We start from the raw sequence: 15,688 nt of genomic DNA on the forward strand, positions 1-15,688 counted from the left end.
CGTCGCAGCGTCCCCGCCCGCTCACTCCGGTCGCTCGCCGGACTCCCGCCTGACCCCGACCCGACCCCCGCTGGTGTCGAGTTCGATGCCGGCGTCGACCAGCCACTCGCGAGCCCGGCCGTCGCCGTGGAGCAGCACCTCCGCGAGATCTTCGGGTTCGTCGACGTCGGTGGCGAGCCGCATCGAATCCACCACGCTGACCGACAACCCCGCCGCCGCGGCCGCCTCACGATGGTCCCGGTACGACGCGCCGTGGTAGTCGACCGAGAAGGCCGGGTCGCGAACGATCACGGCGTTGGTTCCGCCGCCGCGACCCGGCGCGACGGCGACGTCGCCGCCGGCAGCCGAGAGCCGATCGAGCGCTGTCGGCGTCGCGAGCGGCAGGTCCGCCATCACGACGCCCAGTTCGGGGACGCCCTCCCCGACCCGGTCGAGCACGGCGTCGACGGCGGGCGTCAGCGCCCGGTCGTCGACGGTCGTCGGCACGTCACCGAGGTCGACGTCCGCCTCGACGGCGCCGATGGGTTCCGGCACCAGGAGTTCCGGCGTGTGCCCCGCGGCGCTGACGGTCTCGACGACGTCGCCGAGCATCGCGCGTGCGAAAGCGCGCCGCTCCGGCCCCGAGAGCACCGGGGCCAGTCGGCTCTTGGGGTCGCGGCCGGTGTACGGAACGACGATGCGCATCGACGGGGGTCAGCCCAGCCTGTCGGGGCCGCCCTGCTGTGACCGCCAGTAGAGGAACCCGCCGACGACCAGGCCGATCACGACTACCCCACCGACGCCGTACAGCGCAAAGCGGGTCAGCCGGTTCGACTGCCTCGTCTGTTTGGCGTCCTCCTGCGCCTGGGTCGCGAGGTCTGTCGCGAGCCCGAACTCGTCGCCGTCGCCGTTGTACGCCTCGATGGCGCGCTGGAGGTCCTGCTCGGCGGACTGGGAGTTCACCTCGCCGACGGCCGCGGCGGCGTCGTCGATGGCGTTCCGCGCCTCCCGGCTCTCCTGGGTGTAGTGTGTCGCGGACCACGAGTCGATGGCGTTACTCGATCCGCCCTCGCGGGCCTGGGTCAGGGCGAGTACCGTGAACGACTGCGGCGGGTCGTAGGAGTACTCCGACACCTCGGGGACGGTTCCGGTGATCCGCACCCGCACCTCGCTTGTGCCCTCCTCGGCGGAGACCTGCGCCCCGGAGAACGACTGGCCGTCGAAGGACTGCTGAGCCACCCTCGCGCCGGTCTGGTCGTAGTACTCCACCGTCCACGTCACGTCCGTGAGTTCGGTCCGCCCTTCGAGGGTCCACGTCTCAAGTTGGGGGTTCTGGTACAGTTCCGTCAGCGTGACCGTCGCCGTGATCTGTGTGCCGACCTCCGCGTCGCTCGCGACCGTCGAGTCGCCGACCGAAACGCCGGCAGCGGGGACCGAAGCCACGGAGAGGGCGAGGAGACAGACCACCGCGAGTTTAGAAAAGCGACTCCAGCTCGTCTTCGTCATCATTGATGAGATCGTCTAGATTGTCCTGGCTCTCGTTCCTAATGTCGTCGATGTTGTCTTGCGCCTCGATAGCGACCTGCTGGAGCTCCTTGATCCGCGGCACGTTGGTGACACCCGAGAGGAGGACGACCGACGCGACGCGGCCGGAGTCGGTGATGGGGTAATCGCCGCCGCGGACCTCCATACTCCCGGTCTGCTCTTCGATCCACTTCCGGCCCCGTTCGATCCCCTTTCTGTTCAGGTGCCGCGGCGGCCCCGCCAGAACCAACAGGGCCCGTTCGGTGCCCTCGATCTCACACGGAAGCGTCAGGCGGCCGAGGGCGGCCTTCCGAACGAGGGAGGTGATCCGGTTCGTCGTGTGTGCGCTGTCGAGGTCGTCGTCGTCGTCGCCGCCGGTGATGCGTGAGAGCAGCCCCCCGTTGGAGGAGCTGGTTTCGACGGTCTCCGAGGCGTACCCGATGGTGGAGACGCCGCCGCCCGCAAGCGTGTTGATGATCTCCGAGGAGTCCACGACGCTCTCTGCGACCTCGCCGCCCTGGCCGATCTCGCCCGCCCCGAAGAGCACGCCGAACCGGGTGACGATCTCCTCGTTGATCTCGTCATACCCGCCCTGGACCGACTCGCCGGTCTTCCGCCAGGCGTCGTTGTCGAAGACCAGCAGGTTGTCGACCTCCCGGACGAACGTCTGGAACGATCGGGCAGCGTTCAACGTGTAGATCCCGCCCTCGTCGCTCCCGGGCAGCACGCCGAGCCCGTAGACGGGCTCGGTGTAGATCCGCTGGAGGTGCTTTGCGAGCACGGGCGACCCGCCGCTGCCGGTCCCGCCCCCGAGCCCGGCGACGATGAGGAACGCGTCGACCTCGTGGACCGGGACGCTGTCGATCGCCCCCTGGATCTCGTCGATGTCCTCCTCGGCGACCTCCGCGCCCAGTTCGTTGTCGGCCCCGACCCCGTGGCCTTTCACCCTCGATTGGCCGATGAGGACCCGCTTCTCCTCGGGAACGTGTTCCAACCCCATCAGATCGGCCTTTGCGGTGTTGACCGCGATCGCGGCACGGACGATCCCCGAGTTGTGTTTTTTGTCGTACTCGAGGAACTTGTCGACGACCTTTCCCCCGGCCTGCCCGAAACCGACCATTGCGAGTTTCATATATCGGGTCCCCTCTCCATTGGATGTATCACAGTGCTAACGCGAACATAAACCTTGTGATGGTACGGAACCGGTCCGTTCGGTGCCAGATCCGGAAAAACGCATTACGGCGACGGGATATTAATCACCCATTACACGTCAGTCCGGGCGGCGTCAGACGGTGCTTATCAGTCTGTATATTCGGGGCGCCGGCGACACACCCGGCTCGGAGGGCCGGCCGGTGCCGTCGCACCCGTCGGCTCGGATCGGACCGGCCGCCGGCGGTTCGCCCCTACGACGTCGCGGCGGCGTCGGCGGCCTCGCTACCCGCGTGGCCGCCGAGGTACGACTTCAGCGTCGTGAGTTCGCCGACCCCGACGTCGAAGGCGTCGATGTCGTTGTCGTCGGTGACGTTGTCGAACTGCAGCGAGCGGTACTGGTCCGTCCCCATCGGGAACCCGGGGATCAGATCGCCGATGCTCAGCCCCAGTTTCGCCAGTCCCATCGGCACCGGAACCACGGTGGTCGACCGCCCGTCCGAGCGGTGGATCAGGCGGGCGATCTCCGCTAAGGTGAGTTTGTCGGGGCCGCCGATCTCGTAGGTTTCGCCGACGTGTTCCTCGGATTCGACCGCGTCGGCCAGCATCGGCACGAGGTCGCCGACCCAGATCGGCTGGAACCGGGTCCGGCCGCCGCCGGGGAGCGCGCTGACGTACGGCGGCGCCAACAGTTTCGTGAAGGAGACGAACTCCCCGCCGTCGCCGAAGACCACCGACGGACGGAAGATGGTGTACTCGAGGTCGGAGTCGGTGACGACCTCCTCGGCGCGGCCCTTCGAGCGGATGTAGGCCGTCGCCCCGTCGGGGTCGGCGCCCAGCGCGCTCATCTGGACGAACCGGTCGACGCCGTGTTCCTCGGCCGCGCGGACGACGTTCTCGGTTCCCTGGCGGTGGATCCGATCGTGCATCCGGTCGCCGCCGCTGGGTTTGAAAAGCGGCGACAGCGCCACGAGGTTGTACACCGCGTCCATCCCCTCGAACGCCTCGCTGATGGAGCCGTACTCGGTGACGTCGCCCATCGCCTTGCTCACGCCGCCGGGCAGGGTCCCCCCGCCGGGGTTGCGCGACATCGCCGTTACGGTGTGGCCGCGCTCTTTCAACTCCGCACAGAGGGAGGTTCCGATGAACCCGGTCCCGCCGACGACGAGCACTTTCATACGCGGAAAACCGCCCCGCGGCGACGTAAAGGTAACTGCCGCGGGACGACGCCGGACTCCGTGGGGTTTTACCGACGGACGCGCCACGTAGCGGTATGCTCCTCACGCTGGAAGGGTTGGACGGCAGCGGGAAGACCACCGCGTGGGAGGCGCTCGCCGGCTCGTACCCCGACGCGACCTTCACCCGGGAGCCGACCGACTCGTGGTACGGCGACGCCGTCACCCGCTCGCTGAACGACGACGACGCCGACCCGCTGGCGGAGCTGTTCCTGTTCACCGCCGACCACGCCGCCCACCTCTCGCGGGTGATCCGCCCGGCGCTCGCCGAGGGATCGCTCGTGGTCTCGGACCGCTACTCCGACTCCCGGATGGCCTACCAGGCCGCGTCGCTGTCGGCCGCTCCCCTCGCGGACGACCGCGACCCGCTGGGCTACGTCCGGGAGATCCACGAGCCGTTCTCGCGGCCCCCCGACGCGACGATCTACCTCGACGTCGACCCCGAGACCGCCGCAGCGCGGGCGGGCGCGACCAACAAGTTCGAGCGCGCCGCCTACTTGGAGCGGGTCCGGGAGAACTACGAGCGCCTGATCGACGCCGACCCCGACCGGTTCGTTCGTGTCGACGCCACACAACCCGAATCAGCCGTCGTCGAAGCGGTCGAACGCCACGTCGAGCGGCTGGTCGACGACGCGTAGGGGGGCTGTGAGCGGTGGCTCCCCGACCGCGGACCGGTCTACCGGGACGCCGACCCCGTCAGCCCCGGACCGCGCCGCAACCCGACCGCTGCCACCGCGGCGACGGACGCGAGGCCGCCGATCCCGACGAGGGCGTAGTGGAACCGGAACGCCTGCTCCAGCGTGGCCTGCCCCAGCGTGAACCCGCCGAACAGGCCGAGCGCGGCGGGTTCGCCGACGACCGGCACGCCGAGGAGAAGCTCAAGCCCGACCTGTCCCAGCGTGAACGACAGCTGGGTCCAGGGGAGTATCAGCCCCGTGTAGGCGTATATGACCACTAGCGGCGCCGAGAGGACGGCCCCGACCGCGTACGCCGGCCTGTGGACGACTCCGGCCGCCAGCCCGAGGAGCGGCACGCACGCCGCACAGCCGGCGAGTAGCAGCCGTACCGGCTGTGTCGATGCTGGGGTCGCGACCGCCAACGCGAGGTCGACGGCGACCACGCCGGCAACGAGCGCGAGGAGGAGGGCGTTCAGCGGCGGGTCTGACCCGCTTCGGGGTTCTGTGTCGCTCACGTCGGCGGATGCCGATTCAGCCTCCTATGTTTTCTGTTCGGCCCGCGTTCCCCGCGGCCGGTCCGACGGGCGAGGTCAGCTCCGCTCCGGGAGGTCGTACTCCTCGGGTGCGGGCACGTAGAGGGTGTCGATGGTGAACCCGAGCGCCAGCGGCAGTCCGATGGCGGCCCCGAGCAGGGTCGGCGTGTCGAGGTTCAGCCCCGCGCCGACCGGGAACACGCCGAAGAAGACCAGCGTCGTCACAAGCAGCGCCACCGGAATGAGCGCGACGGAGTAGACGACGTACCCCCACTGGGTCTTGAGCCGGAGCCGGAAAAAGCGGGTCAGTACCGCCGCGATCAGGGTATGGACCACGAGCACCGCCCCGAACGCGACGAGTCCGACGACCGAGACCATACCCGACGTAGGGGTGGCGAGGACTTTACGCGTTCGGCTTCGGCCTACTCGTCCATCGCGATGTAGGTCCTGGTGTCGATCACGGATTCGAGCCCCTGGATCCCCGTCGAGGCGGTGCTGAGCACCTCGTAGACCTCGGGGGCGTCGGCCTCGGCGATGATGTCGTAGCCGCCCGCGACGACGTGCGCTTCGACCACGTTCTCCAGCCCCCGGATCGCCTCAAGCAACCCCTCGGACTCCCCCGGTCCGGTCTTGATCATCACGAACGCGTGGACCATACCCGCACGGTACGTCACACCGTCACATATCCTTTGCGCCGTCGTTCGGTTCCGCCCGCTCACGGTCGGACCGGGAGGAGGAGGCCACACCGCCGGAGAAACATTATTGACACCCCCCGGCGTACACCGGTGTATGCGGTTCGTTATCATTGGTGCCGGTCGTGTAGGACTCCGGACTGCCCGCGTCCTGCGCGAGGAGAGCCACCAGGTCACGCTGATCGAGCGCGACCGCGACCGGGTCGAGTACGCCCGCGACGCCGGCTTCGAGGTGATCCACGGTGACGGCTCCCGGGAGGAGGTCCTGCTCGAGGCCGGCGTCGAGGACGCCGACGGGCTCGGGGCGCTCACGAGCGACCTGAACGTCAACTTCGCGGCGTGCTCGATCGCGAAACACCACCGAACGTGGACCGTCCTCCGGGTCGACGAGGACTACCGCGAGGAGGTCTACCAGGGGTACGCAGACGAGGTCGACGAGGTCGTCTACCCCGAGCGTCTCGGCGCGATCGGCGCGAAAAACGCCCTGTTGGGCGGGTCGGTCCACGCGATCGCCGACGTCGCTCAAAACCTCCAGGTGGTGCTCATGACCGTCACCGAGGAGTCGCCCATCCGGGGCTACACCATCGAGGAGGTTCAACTGCCCGCCAACGCCACCATCATCGCGTTCGGAAAGGACGGGGAGTCGATGGCGCTGCCGCTGGCCGACGACAGCCTGGAGGTCGGCGATCGGCTGGCGGTGCTGGCCGACTTCGACGTGCTGGAGGAGGCACGACAGCTGATCGTCGGCGAGACGCTGGCGCCCGAGGGGGAAACGGCCTGATGGTCACCGCCTACGTGATGGTCAAAGCCTCCACCGGGGACGTCGACCGGCTGAAAGCCGAGATGGCGTCGGTCGACGACACGGTCGAGAGCGTCAGCGTCGTCGCCGGCGACATCGACTACATCGTGAAACTCCGCGTCGACGGTCCCAGCGACGTCAAGGAGGTCGCCGCCGCGATCCACGAGATGGCCGGAATCGAGAACACACAGACCTACATCGCGATGGATTAGCCGGGGCCCTACAGCGGCGTCCCGCCCTTCGTGCCGCCCGCGGTGTCGGCCGCTTGCTGGATCAGAAGCGTCACTGGCTCGGCGTACTCGTAGCCGGGGATGATCCCCTCGACGTAGGTTCCCTCGACGTACTCGACGACCGCAACCGCGTCGGCGACCGCCCGGGTCGCATCGAGGTCCCGGAGTTCGACTTCCACGACCGCCTCCTCGTCGCGCTGTCGGACAGAAACCGCCGCGTCGTCGCCGCGGATCGCGCTGTCGACGTCGTCGATTCGGAGCTCGAAGGTCTCGAACCACCCCTCCTCGACGACCGGCGCGACCGCCTCCTCGGTCACGGCGTCGAGCATCGGGACGGCGACAGCGACGGTACAGACCACGGCACCCCCGTCGGCATCGACCTCGATGCTCCCCTCGAACGCCGTCGTCCGCACCACGTAGCCGCCCTCGCCGTCCGGCTCGAACGACTCGTTGGCCCCGGCGGCGCGTCGTGCTCGCTCGACCGCGTCGGACTCGCTCATCAGCGGGCGAAGGGGATGCGGCGATAAAAACACCGCGTATCGATCCCTCCGGTATCAACGTTCGACCCCGAGCACTCGTTTCCGCCTGCGGCACAATTAAGTAAATCCCACCGTTTGTCCTACGTGACGCTTCGTCTGGAGGGCCGAAGCGTCAGCGGGGACCAATTCAGGGCGGCAGCGGCCGTCCGGGCTGTTCCCGGATGGCTGCTCCCTTTTCGACGACGACCCTCAAGTGGCAACCACGTCCCGATCGATCGGCGTCGTCGCTTCGAGCCGTTCGAGCGCTCGCCGGGCTTCGAGCCATTCAAGTACTCACCGGGACAGATACCGCGTATGAAGGATCAAGGACGCTCGAAGCGAAAGCGGACCGGAGGTCGACGCCGCCGGTCGCACAAGAAGACCCGCCACCAACTCGGTCGCGAGCCCGCGGAGACGACCGTGGGGGAGCCACGGTTTCAGATGGTCGACTCCCGCGGCACCGGCAAGAAGGTCCGCGCGCTGTCAACGAACGTCGCTCAGGTCGCCGACGGCGGCGAGGTGACGACCGCGACGATCGAGGACGTCGTCGAGAACCCCGCGAACGTCAACTACGCCCGGCGGAACATCGTCACGAAGGGCGCCGTCATCGAGACGACCGAGGGTCGCGCCCGCGTGACCTCGCGACCGGGCCAGACCGGGCAGGTCAGCGCCGTTCTCCTCGACGACGAGTAACGCGCCTTACGGCGTCGGTGCCGTCTTCTGCAGCGCGGTTTCGGCGATGTTGCCGCCGTAGTCCGCGCTCCGCGACACCGAATCGACGATCAACCCCAGCAGGTGCGCCCGGGCGGGGTCGAGGTCCCGGAGGAGTTCGTCGATGCGCCGCGCCCGCTCGTCGATCGCCTGCACCGACTCGCGGGTGTCGTTCGCCAGGCGGGTGGCCTCTTCCGTGTCGTCCGTCAACAGCGCGTCCATCCCCTGGTCGATGATCGCGTGTGCATCCTCGTGGAGTTGGGAGAGCGCGTCGACCACCTCCTCGGGGACGGGTTTCTCGAACTCCAGGATGAGGTGGGCGATCTTCGTGGCGTGGTCGGCCACGCGTTCGAGCTGGCGCGCTGCGGACTGGTAGTCGAAACACTCCTCGCGGGGCAGCCCCAGCTCCTCGGCCGCCTTCGGGGTCCGGAGGGTCGACCGGAAGATGCGCGAGACTACCATCCACAGCCGGTCGACGTCGTCGTCGCGTTGGATCACGTCCCGGGCCATATCGTCGTCGAGTTCGGCGAGCGCGTCGACCGCGTCCTCCAGCATCGACAGCGAGATGAGGCGCATCCGCCTGACGGCGGTGTGGATCGACAGCTCCGCCGAATCCAGCAGGTCGCGGATCACCACCTCGTCTCTGGTCTCCTCGAGGACCTCGAGTCCGACGAGACTCTGTGTGGCCTCCCGGATGGTGCGGCGCTGGCTGGTGGTGATCCGGGCGCTCTCCAACGAGATGATGTCGAACCCGCTGACGTACATCGTCATCACGGCGCGGGTCAGTTCCTCGCCCTCGAGGTCGGTGATGTCGAGCGTGCCCTCGGTCCGCTCCTCGCCGTTCGCTGGCGCCATAAACAACGAGTCGCCCTCCGGGTAGAACTCGACAGTGCTGCCGGCGGAGACGTCGTTTGCGGTCGCCCACTCCTTCGGGATCGAGACAGTGAACGTGGACCCACCGGTCACCTGAACCTTCCGCGTTTCGACCATACCGGCGGTTACCGACGGCACAACATAAATTTGCCTATCTATATATAGTTCGTCGCGTCAACCGATCGGCCGGTACCGACGAACGGGAGACGACTGGCGCTCTCGATATCTTCCTGATTCGGGTCGTGTCGTCAGGCCCACAGGGGCATCGAACCGCCGGCTTCGACCCACATCACCGACATCTCCGCCGGTTGGATCGTGGTCGATTCGGCCCGACGGCCGCCGTCGTCGTTCCGTTGCCCTGACGGGAAATACTGATGCGTATTTCGAATATATAGTTCTATGTAGAAAATGGGGATCGACGCGATCAGAAGATGTTAGCTTGCCGGTAGACGCTGATCCCCTCGTCGGTGAGATCGTACGGTTTCGTCTCCCGGGAGTGGTTCGCGTCCCGGATCTTCTGGATTTCGATCGCAAGGCGGGTCTCCCGGAAGTCGCTCGGGCGGACGTACTGGAGCACGAACACCGCGTCGGCGAGGTACTCCACGATCCCGAAGCGGGACGCGTAGGCGTGGTTGCGGTCCGCCTCCGAGGTCAGCAGGATCGTGATCCCGGCCTCCTTCAGCGAGCGTGCGAACCCGAACACCTGGCTCCGGCGCTGGGGAGCGCTCTCGTACATCATCTCCAGCAGCGACACCGAGTCGAGCACGAGCCGGTCGGCGCCGAAGTCCTCGATCAGGTTCGGGAGGTCGTTCTGGATGCTGTCGAGGCTGTTGGCCATCTCGATGGGGTCGATGTCGACGACCGCCAGCCGGTCCTCATCGACGTACTCCCCGAACCCCCAGCCCTTCTCGTCGGCGGTCGAGACGATCCGATCGAAGCTCTCCTCTAAGGTGATGTAGACGGCGTCCTCACCCTGCTGTAGCCCGTGGTTCAGGAACTGCAACCCGAACGTGGTCTTCCCGGTCCCGGCGGAGCCGATCGCGACCATCAGCGACCGTTGGGGTACGCCCCCGAGGATCATCTGGTCTAACCCCTCGATCCCGATGTCGAGCCGTTCGAGGTCCGACTCGAACTCCGCCTCGTCGAACGACTCCGGGTCCTCCCCGCCGACGTCGCCGAACCCGAACTCGTCGCCGCCGAACGGCGAGTCGCCGGCGTCCTGCCCCTCGCCGCTTCCGCCGAACGGGGCGCCGTCCCCCTGGCTGCCGTCGGACGGCGATTCTCCCCCGCTACCGCCGCCGAACGGGCCGGTTCCGCCGCTCCCGCCGGGCTGGGAGCCTCCGACCCCGGAACCGGGATCGGGAGCGTCCTCCAGCGCCGACGCGAAATCCCGATCGAACGGGACCCCACGATCCCCCGTGTCGGCGTCGTCGCCCCGACTGTCGTCGGCGTCGGAGCCGTCGTCGGTTCCGCCCGCCGAGGCCGCAGCGGTCCCGTCGCTATCGTCGCCACCGTCGCCCGACTCCCCGGCCGGGTGGCCGACGGTCGGTTCGGCGTCTTCCGCGTCCGAATCGCCGACGGTTGGTTCGGCGTCTTCCGCGTCCGGAGTGCTCGCCGAACCCGCGTCGGGATCCCCCGCGTCCGGGCCGGCACCTTCCGAACCTGCGTCTTCCCCGTTCTCGCCCTCCCGGAGCGCACGCTCGAACCAGTCGTCGTCGTCACTCACGGCGACCACCTGCCCCCTCGACCGGGTGCCGCCGCCGGATCGGGGTCGACCGCCCCGTGCCACACCGGGTCCGTACCATCTGCGTGGTCGGACAGACGACCGGCGCGGCTATCAATGTTGTCCGTCCGAGCCCGGGCGTCCGCCGCCTCGGGACCGAGCCCTTTTGCCCTGGTACGGTCAAGCGAACGGCGAATGCAGGTTGCCATCGTCGCACAGCGGGATAACGACCGGACCGCCGGGCTGGCGGCCGACATCCGGGACCGGCTCCGCGAGGCGGGCGTGTCCGTGTGGCTCGACGACGCGACTGCGGGCCGACTCGGCGTCGACGGGCGGGCGGTCGAGGAGTTCGGCGCCGCGGACCTCGTCGTGAGCATCGGCGGCGACGGGACGTTCCTGTTTGCCGCCCACGGCGCCGGCGACGTGCCGATTCTGGGGGTCAACCTCGGCGAAGTCGGGTTCCTCAACCCGGTTCGCCCGGGGGAAGCGGTCGACGCCGTGCTGGCGCAGGTCCGGCAGTTCCGGGCCGAAGGGTCGCTCCGGACGCGGTCGCGGCCGCGGCTCGCGACCCGCGGCGACGGCTGGACGCTCCCCCCGGCGGTCAACGAGGTCGTGGTACAGGGGCGCCGCCGCGGGCACGGCGGCGGTGCCGAGCTCACAGTCCGGATCGACGGCTCGGAGTACGCACGCGGCCACGCCGACGGGGTGCTGGTGGCGACCCCGACCGGCAGCACCGCGTACAACCTCAGCGAGGACGGCCCGCTGATTCACCCCGGGGTCTCGGGGTTCGTCGTCACCGGAATGGCGGCCACCCGGGGGATGCCGCCGCTCGTCGTCGACGCCCGGTCGACGGTGTCGGTGTCGGTCGACGAGGGCACCCCGGCCGTGGTCGTGGTCGACGGCCGGATCCGCGAACCGGTCGATCCCCCGACCGAGGTCACCGTGGAGATCGGCGACGACCCGATCCGCACCGTCGGCCCGACCTCGGACTTCTTCGAGGCCCTGGAGAAGCTGGATTGACCGCCTCGCCCCGGTATGTGACCGACGGGCGCCGTCCGACCAGAGGTGTTCCCGCGTCGACAGTATGAGTTTGCGTCCCTTCGCCGCCGGCTCGGTACACGCCCGTCCATCGACGTATAGCAATCCACATTAACCCCGAAGCCGAACCGTCCGATTATGAATCAGTCGTACGTAATCATCGGCGACGGCGTCGCGGGCAGCTCCGCCGCCGAAACCCTCCGGGAGGAGGAGCCCGACGCGGACATCACCGTCGTCACCGACGAGGGCGAAGCCCTCTACAACCGGATCCTGATCAAGGAGTTCGCAAAGGGGAAGCTCCCGGAGGCACCCATCTCGATCCACGACGAGTCGTGGTACGCCGACCGCGACATCGACCTCGAACTCGACACCCTCGTCGTCGACGTCGACGTCGACGCTCACACCATCGAGACCCACGGGGGTGACGTCCACGAGTGGGACAAGCTGCTCGTGGCCGCCGGCGGCACCCCCACACAGTTGCCGGTCGAGAACTCCGACGCCGACGGCGTCCACCACTTCTGGACGTTCGAGGACGCCCGGTCGATCAAATCCCACATCGAGGAAGCCGACTCGTCGGTCGTCGTCGGGGCCGGACTGTTGGGTATCGACCTCGCCGCGATCACGGCCGCCCAGGACGTCGAGGGGAAATACCTGATGCGGGGGAACTGCTGGTGGCGCTACGCGCTGTCGGAGGAGGGCGCGGAGATCATCCACGACGCGCTCCGGGAACGCGACGTCGAGCCCGTCTTCCAGTCGGGCGTCGATCACTTCGAGGTCGACGACGACGGCACGGTCACCACCGCCGTCGACCCCAACGGCGACGAGTACGACGCCGACTTCGTGGGGATCGCGATCGGGCTTGATTTCAACACCGAGATCCTCCAGGACACACCCATCGAGTGCGACAACGGGATCGTCGTCGACGAGTACATGCGGACGAACCACGACGACATCTTCGCCGCGGGCGACATCACGCAGTTCAACGACCTCATCCTCGGGGAGCGCGGCCAGAACGGCGCGTGGGGTTCCGCGAAGGAGCAGGGGTCGATCGCCGCACGGAACATGGTCGATTACGGCGCCGAGCCCTTCGAGTGGGTCTCCTCGTATTCGATCACACACTTCGACTTCCCGTTTCTCTCCTTCGGCCACCCCACGCTGGGCGACGACGAGGCCGAGGCGAAGTACTCCGATTCTGAGTGGCGGCGGCTGGCGTTCAAGGACGGCCGGATCGTCGGCGGCGTCCTGATCGGCGACCTCTCGCCGCAGACCAAGTACAAACAGCTGATGCGCGAGCGGCGCCGGGTCGCGGATCAGAAGGACGTACTGATGGAACAGACCTTCGAGCTCGACGACCTCGACGCCCCGGAGACCGCGGTGGAGTAGCCGCTTCCGTTCCGCCCTGCTTTTCCCGTCCGGCACGTCGCGGCGGGCGACGCCGCCGGAGACCGATGCTGTTTTCGCCCGGAGCCCGTACTGACGGGTATGAGCAACGACGCTTCGTCGGGCGGCGGCCCGGGCGGCGGCGACGCCGACATGACCCTGGCGTTCGAGCTAGAGGCGCTGCGGAACCTCGCGGATCCCAACGCGGTGTTCAACGACGCCCGACAGTGGACCGAGTACGTCGGCGTCGTGAGCGAAAAGCCCACCTACGTCGTGACCAACTTCACCCGGAAACACCGGATCCGACAGGACTTCTTCTCCGGGCCCCGGGGAGTGATCGAGAGCTTAGAGAACGTGCGCGAGCAGTTCGACACCGAGCGTCACGTTCTGGTCGGGACCGCAGACGACGATGCCGCGGCCGCCGACGCCGCGGGCTGGGAGTACCTTCCCTTCGAGCAGGCGGCCGACGCCGCGGGCTGGACGATCGCTGGCGACGACGACTCCGAGGATCCCTTCGAGTCCAGCGACCGCGACGACTGGCCCTGATACTGTCGGCGATAGTCCCGTGACGGATTTCGACACCCCGGGGTGTCGAAAATCTTCACGTAGTTATAGCCGACAGTATGAGCCGCCGGGACCCGGCTGTCCGCGTCCGGGCGCCGCGGCCGCCCCCCGAGCCGGGCGCTGCGTTCCGACTACCGGTGCCGTGTTCCGATTCCGGGCACCGCGTTCCGCCGCGATACCGGCATACGACACCGGGTTTGCGGCTCCTCCGCGCACTAACGAAAGCGTTAATCGAACCCGGTCCCTCGCGTTTCACGATGAGCCACCAGCTGCCTGACGTACAGGCGAGTCAACCCGATATCACTGTCGGGTTGAGTCAGGTCGGCGTCACGAACGTCGACAAACTCGTCAAGATCGCTCGGGACGACAAACGGCCGTTCGTCCTGATGGCGGAGTTCGAGGTCTTTGTCGACCTTCCGGGCGGTCGGAAGGGAATCGATATGAGCCGGAACATGCAGGTCATCGACGAGATCCTCGAGGACGCGGTCTCGGAGCCGACCTACCGGGTCGAGGATATGTGCGGCGACGTCGCCGAACGACTCCTCGAGAAACACGACTACACCTCGACCGCGGAGGTTCGGATGACGGCCGACTTCGTCGTTCGCGAGGACACCCCCGCAAGCGAACTGCCGACCCAGAGCACGATCACCATCGTCGCCAGCGCGACGGCCACCGAGGAGGGAACCCGTGAGGAGATCGGCGCGGAGGTCGTCGGGATGACCGTCTGTCCCTGCTCGCAGGGGATGTCGGCCTCCCGCGCCCGCGACGTCCTCCGGGACCTCGACATCGACGGCGAAACCATCGACGAGTTCCTCGAACAGGTCCCACAGCCCGGCCACTCCCAGCGGGGCCACGCCACGCTGACGGTCACCGCCGACGGCTCCCCCGAGGTCGACCTCATGAACCTCGTCGAGATCGCACGCGACTCGATGTCCGCGCGGATCTACAACCTCGCGAAACGCCCCGACGAGGATTATATGACGTATCACGCGCACGCGGATGCGAAGTTCGTCGAGGACTGCGTCCGGTCGATGGCCGAACAGGTCGTCGACGAGTTCGACCACCTTCCCGACGACGCCGTCGTCCGGATGAAGCAGTCCAACGACGAGTCGATCCACCAGCACAACGCCCACGCCGAGCGGGAAGTCACCGTCGGCCGGCTCCGGGCCGAACTCGACGGCCAGTTCTGACCTGCGGGGGGTTACCCGCGCGAGTCATCCTCGGCCAGCGCCGTGAGCGGGAGCGGGTCGGCCGCCTCCCACTTCGGGTCGAACATCCCGCGGACGTTCGCGGCGAACTCGGGATCCTTCAGGTCGATCACGGCGAAGGCCTCGCCCGGATCCAGCGGGTTCGGAACCTCGATACACACCTCGGCGTCGTCGATCAGCTCGAAGGTTCCCGACAGCTCCGGCGCCGTCCGGGCGGTGAAGGCGTCGTGATCCGCCAGCCGCTCGGTGTACCGACCGCCGATCCCGGCCGGCAGCGACGCGACCAGATCCGGCTCCATCAGAAGCGACACGTCGACCCCGCGGTCGACCGCCGCTTCCAGCTCCGCGGCGACCCGCTCGCCGACCGTCCCGAAGTCGAACTGCGGCGACACCCCTCCGGCAACGACCACGAGCGACCGCTCGGCGGCCGCGAGCCGTTCGACGAGGAGGTCCACCGAGGCCTCCGTTCCGACCGCCGCAGTCCAGAACTGCCCGTCGATCGGGGCGGTCGCCTCCAGGTCGGCGGTCAGTTCCTCGACTGCGGCCTCGTACTGGTCGATCCTGGCTTCGAGTTCCTCACGTTTGCTCTCCAGGAGCCGCTCTAAGCCGGTGTCGGGCTCGACGGCCGCGTACTTCTTGGGCCGCCCGGCGGTCTGGCTCCGCACCAAACTACACTGTTCCAGCCCGTTCAACACGTCGTAGATCCGGCCCATCGGCACGTCGCTCGCCTGTGACAACTCCTTTGCGGTTGTCGGTCCCGTCCGGAGCAGCGACCGGTACGCTCGTGCTTCGTACTCCGAGAGCCCGAGATCCCTGAGGTCGGTCATACGCGTCCCTCCGTCGCCGCGGACAAAA

At 68.0% G+C, this 15,688-nt stretch carries 19 protein-coding genes; 8 read left to right on the forward strand and 11 right to left on the reverse strand.

The annotated features are described in order from the left end of the window. Positions 1–21 precede the first annotated feature (21 nt). From cofC to H5V44_RS01310, 4 genes are all read right to left on the reverse strand, one after another. Positions 22–684, reverse strand: a complete 663-nt coding sequence (gene cofC, locus H5V44_RS01295) for a 2-phospho-L-lactate guanylyltransferase (protein ID WP_185191330.1) — start codon at positions 682–684, stop codon at positions 22–24. A 9-nt stretch (positions 685–693) separates the two neighbouring features. Further along, the gene (locus H5V44_RS01300; protein ID WP_185191331.1) at positions 694–1,485 is read right to left on the reverse strand and encodes a hypothetical protein; all 792 of its coding nucleotides are present in this window, start codon (positions 1,483–1,485) and stop codon (positions 694–696) included. After that, positions 1,454–2,635 carry a tubulin/FtsZ family protein gene (locus H5V44_RS01305; protein WP_185191332.1) on the reverse strand — a complete coding sequence of 394 codons (1,182 nt, stop codon included), beginning with the start codon at positions 2,633–2,635 and terminating at the stop codon, positions 1,454–1,456. The genes H5V44_RS01300 and H5V44_RS01305 overlap by 32 nt, the downstream gene beginning before the upstream one ends. 271 nt (positions 2,636–2,906) lie before the next feature. Then, positions 2,907–3,830 carry a complex I NDUFA9 subunit family protein gene (locus tag H5V44_RS01310; RefSeq protein WP_185191333.1) on the reverse strand — a complete coding sequence of 308 codons (924 nt, stop codon included), beginning with the start codon at positions 3,828–3,830 and terminating at the stop codon, positions 2,907–2,909. Between the two features lie 95 nt (positions 3,831–3,925). Between H5V44_RS01310 and tmk the strand changes: the two genes are divergently transcribed. Next, positions 3,926–4,525, forward strand: a complete 600-nt coding sequence (gene tmk / locus H5V44_RS01315) for a dTMP kinase (protein WP_185191334.1) — start codon at positions 3,926–3,928, stop codon at positions 4,523–4,525. A 38-nt stretch (positions 4,526–4,563) separates the two neighbouring features. Here tmk and H5V44_RS01320 read toward each other — a convergent pair whose 3' ends face one another. The 3 genes from H5V44_RS01320 to H5V44_RS01330 form a co-directional block, all read right to left on the reverse strand. After that, positions 4,564–5,079, reverse strand: coding sequence for a cytochrome b N-terminal domain-containing protein (locus H5V44_RS01320; protein ID WP_185191335.1), 516 nt, complete (start codon positions 5,077–5,079; stop codon positions 4,564–4,566). Positions 5,080–5,154: 75 nt separating this feature from the next. Next, positions 5,155–5,475 carry a hypothetical protein gene (locus H5V44_RS01325; protein ID WP_185191336.1) on the reverse strand — a complete coding sequence of 107 codons (321 nt, stop codon included), beginning with the start codon at positions 5,473–5,475 and terminating at the stop codon, positions 5,155–5,157. Positions 5,476–5,519: 44 nt separating this feature from the next. Continuing rightward, a complete protein-coding gene (locus tag H5V44_RS01330) occupies positions 5,520–5,753 on the reverse strand; it encodes an Lrp/AsnC ligand binding domain-containing protein (protein WP_185191337.1) in 234 nt (77 codons plus the stop codon). 133 nt (positions 5,754–5,886) lie between these two features. On the opposite strand from H5V44_RS01330, the gene H5V44_RS01335 reads away from it, so the two are divergent. Further along, the gene (locus H5V44_RS01335; protein ID WP_185191338.1) at positions 5,887–6,570 is read left to right on the forward strand and encodes a potassium channel family protein; all 684 of its coding nucleotides are present in this window, start codon (positions 5,887–5,889) and stop codon (positions 6,568–6,570) included. Beyond that, positions 6,570–6,800, forward strand: coding sequence for an Lrp/AsnC ligand binding domain-containing protein (locus tag H5V44_RS01340; protein ID WP_185191339.1), 231 nt, complete (start codon positions 6,570–6,572; stop codon positions 6,798–6,800). The genes H5V44_RS01335 and H5V44_RS01340 overlap by 1 nt, the downstream gene beginning before the upstream one ends. A gap of 8 nt (positions 6,801–6,808) precedes the next feature. Here the strand turns inward: H5V44_RS01340 and H5V44_RS01345 are convergent, their stop codons facing one another. Beyond that, positions 6,809–7,318: a DUF5813 family protein gene (locus H5V44_RS01345; RefSeq protein ID WP_185191340.1), complete on the reverse strand. Its 510-nt coding sequence runs from the start codon at positions 7,316–7,318 to the stop codon at positions 6,809–6,811. 333 nt (positions 7,319–7,651) lie between these two features. Here H5V44_RS01345 and H5V44_RS01350 point away from each other — a divergent pair, with 333 nt between their 5' ends. Further along, on the forward strand, positions 7,652–8,029 hold the full coding sequence (locus tag H5V44_RS01350; RefSeq protein WP_185191341.1) for a 30S ribosomal protein S8e: 378 nt from the start codon (positions 7,652–7,654) through the stop codon (positions 8,027–8,029). Positions 8,030–8,035: 6 nt separating this feature from the next. Here the strand turns inward: H5V44_RS01350 and H5V44_RS01355 are convergent, their stop codons facing one another. Together H5V44_RS01355 and H5V44_RS01360 are read right to left on the reverse strand one after the other, a co-directional pair. After that, positions 8,036–9,037, reverse strand: coding sequence for a phosphate signaling complex PhoU family protein (locus H5V44_RS01355; RefSeq protein ID WP_185191342.1), 1,002 nt, complete (start codon positions 9,035–9,037; stop codon positions 8,036–8,038). Between the two features lie 307 nt (positions 9,038–9,344). Continuing rightward, positions 9,345–10,646, reverse strand: a complete 1,302-nt coding sequence (locus H5V44_RS01360) for a KaiC domain-containing protein (protein ID WP_185191343.1) — start codon at positions 10,644–10,646, stop codon at positions 9,345–9,347. Positions 10,647–10,838: 192 nt separating this feature from the next. Between H5V44_RS01360 and H5V44_RS01365 the strand changes: the two genes are divergently transcribed. The 4 genes from H5V44_RS01365 to mptA all read left to right on the forward strand — a co-directional run bounded on the left by H5V44_RS01365 (position 10,839) and on the right by mptA (position 14,815). Beyond that, positions 10,839–11,663 carry an NAD(+)/NADH kinase gene (locus tag H5V44_RS01365; protein WP_185191344.1) on the forward strand — a complete coding sequence of 275 codons (825 nt, stop codon included), beginning with the start codon at positions 10,839–10,841 and terminating at the stop codon, positions 11,661–11,663. A gap of 156 nt (positions 11,664–11,819) precedes the next feature. After that, the gene (locus H5V44_RS01370) at positions 11,820–13,064 is read left to right on the forward strand and encodes an NAD(P)/FAD-dependent oxidoreductase (RefSeq protein WP_185191345.1); all 1,245 of its coding nucleotides are present in this window, start codon (positions 11,820–11,822) and stop codon (positions 13,062–13,064) included. Between the two features lie 99 nt (positions 13,065–13,163). After that, complete coding sequence (locus tag H5V44_RS01375; RefSeq protein WP_246403617.1) at positions 13,164–13,607, forward strand: DUF7124 domain-containing protein; 444 nt, start codon at positions 13,164–13,166, stop codon at positions 13,605–13,607. Positions 13,608–13,882: 275 nt separating this feature from the next. Then, positions 13,883–14,815 carry a GTP cyclohydrolase MptA gene (gene mptA, locus H5V44_RS01380; RefSeq protein ID WP_185191346.1) on the forward strand — a complete coding sequence of 311 codons (933 nt, stop codon included), beginning with the start codon at positions 13,883–13,885 and terminating at the stop codon, positions 14,813–14,815. A gap of 11 nt (positions 14,816–14,826) precedes the next feature. Here the strand turns inward: mptA and H5V44_RS01385 are convergent, their stop codons facing one another. Further along, positions 14,827–15,660 (reverse strand): TrmB family transcriptional regulator, encoded by an 834-nt coding sequence (locus H5V44_RS01385; protein ID WP_185191347.1) that lies wholly within the window; start codon positions 15,658–15,660, stop codon positions 14,827–14,829. Positions 15,661–15,688 lie beyond the last annotated feature (28 nt).

This window comes from Halobellus ruber (assembly GCF_014212355.1).
In the GTDB taxonomy this organism is placed as follows: domain Archaea; phylum Halobacteriota; class Halobacteria; order Halobacteriales; family Haloferacaceae; genus Haloquadratum; species Haloquadratum rubrum.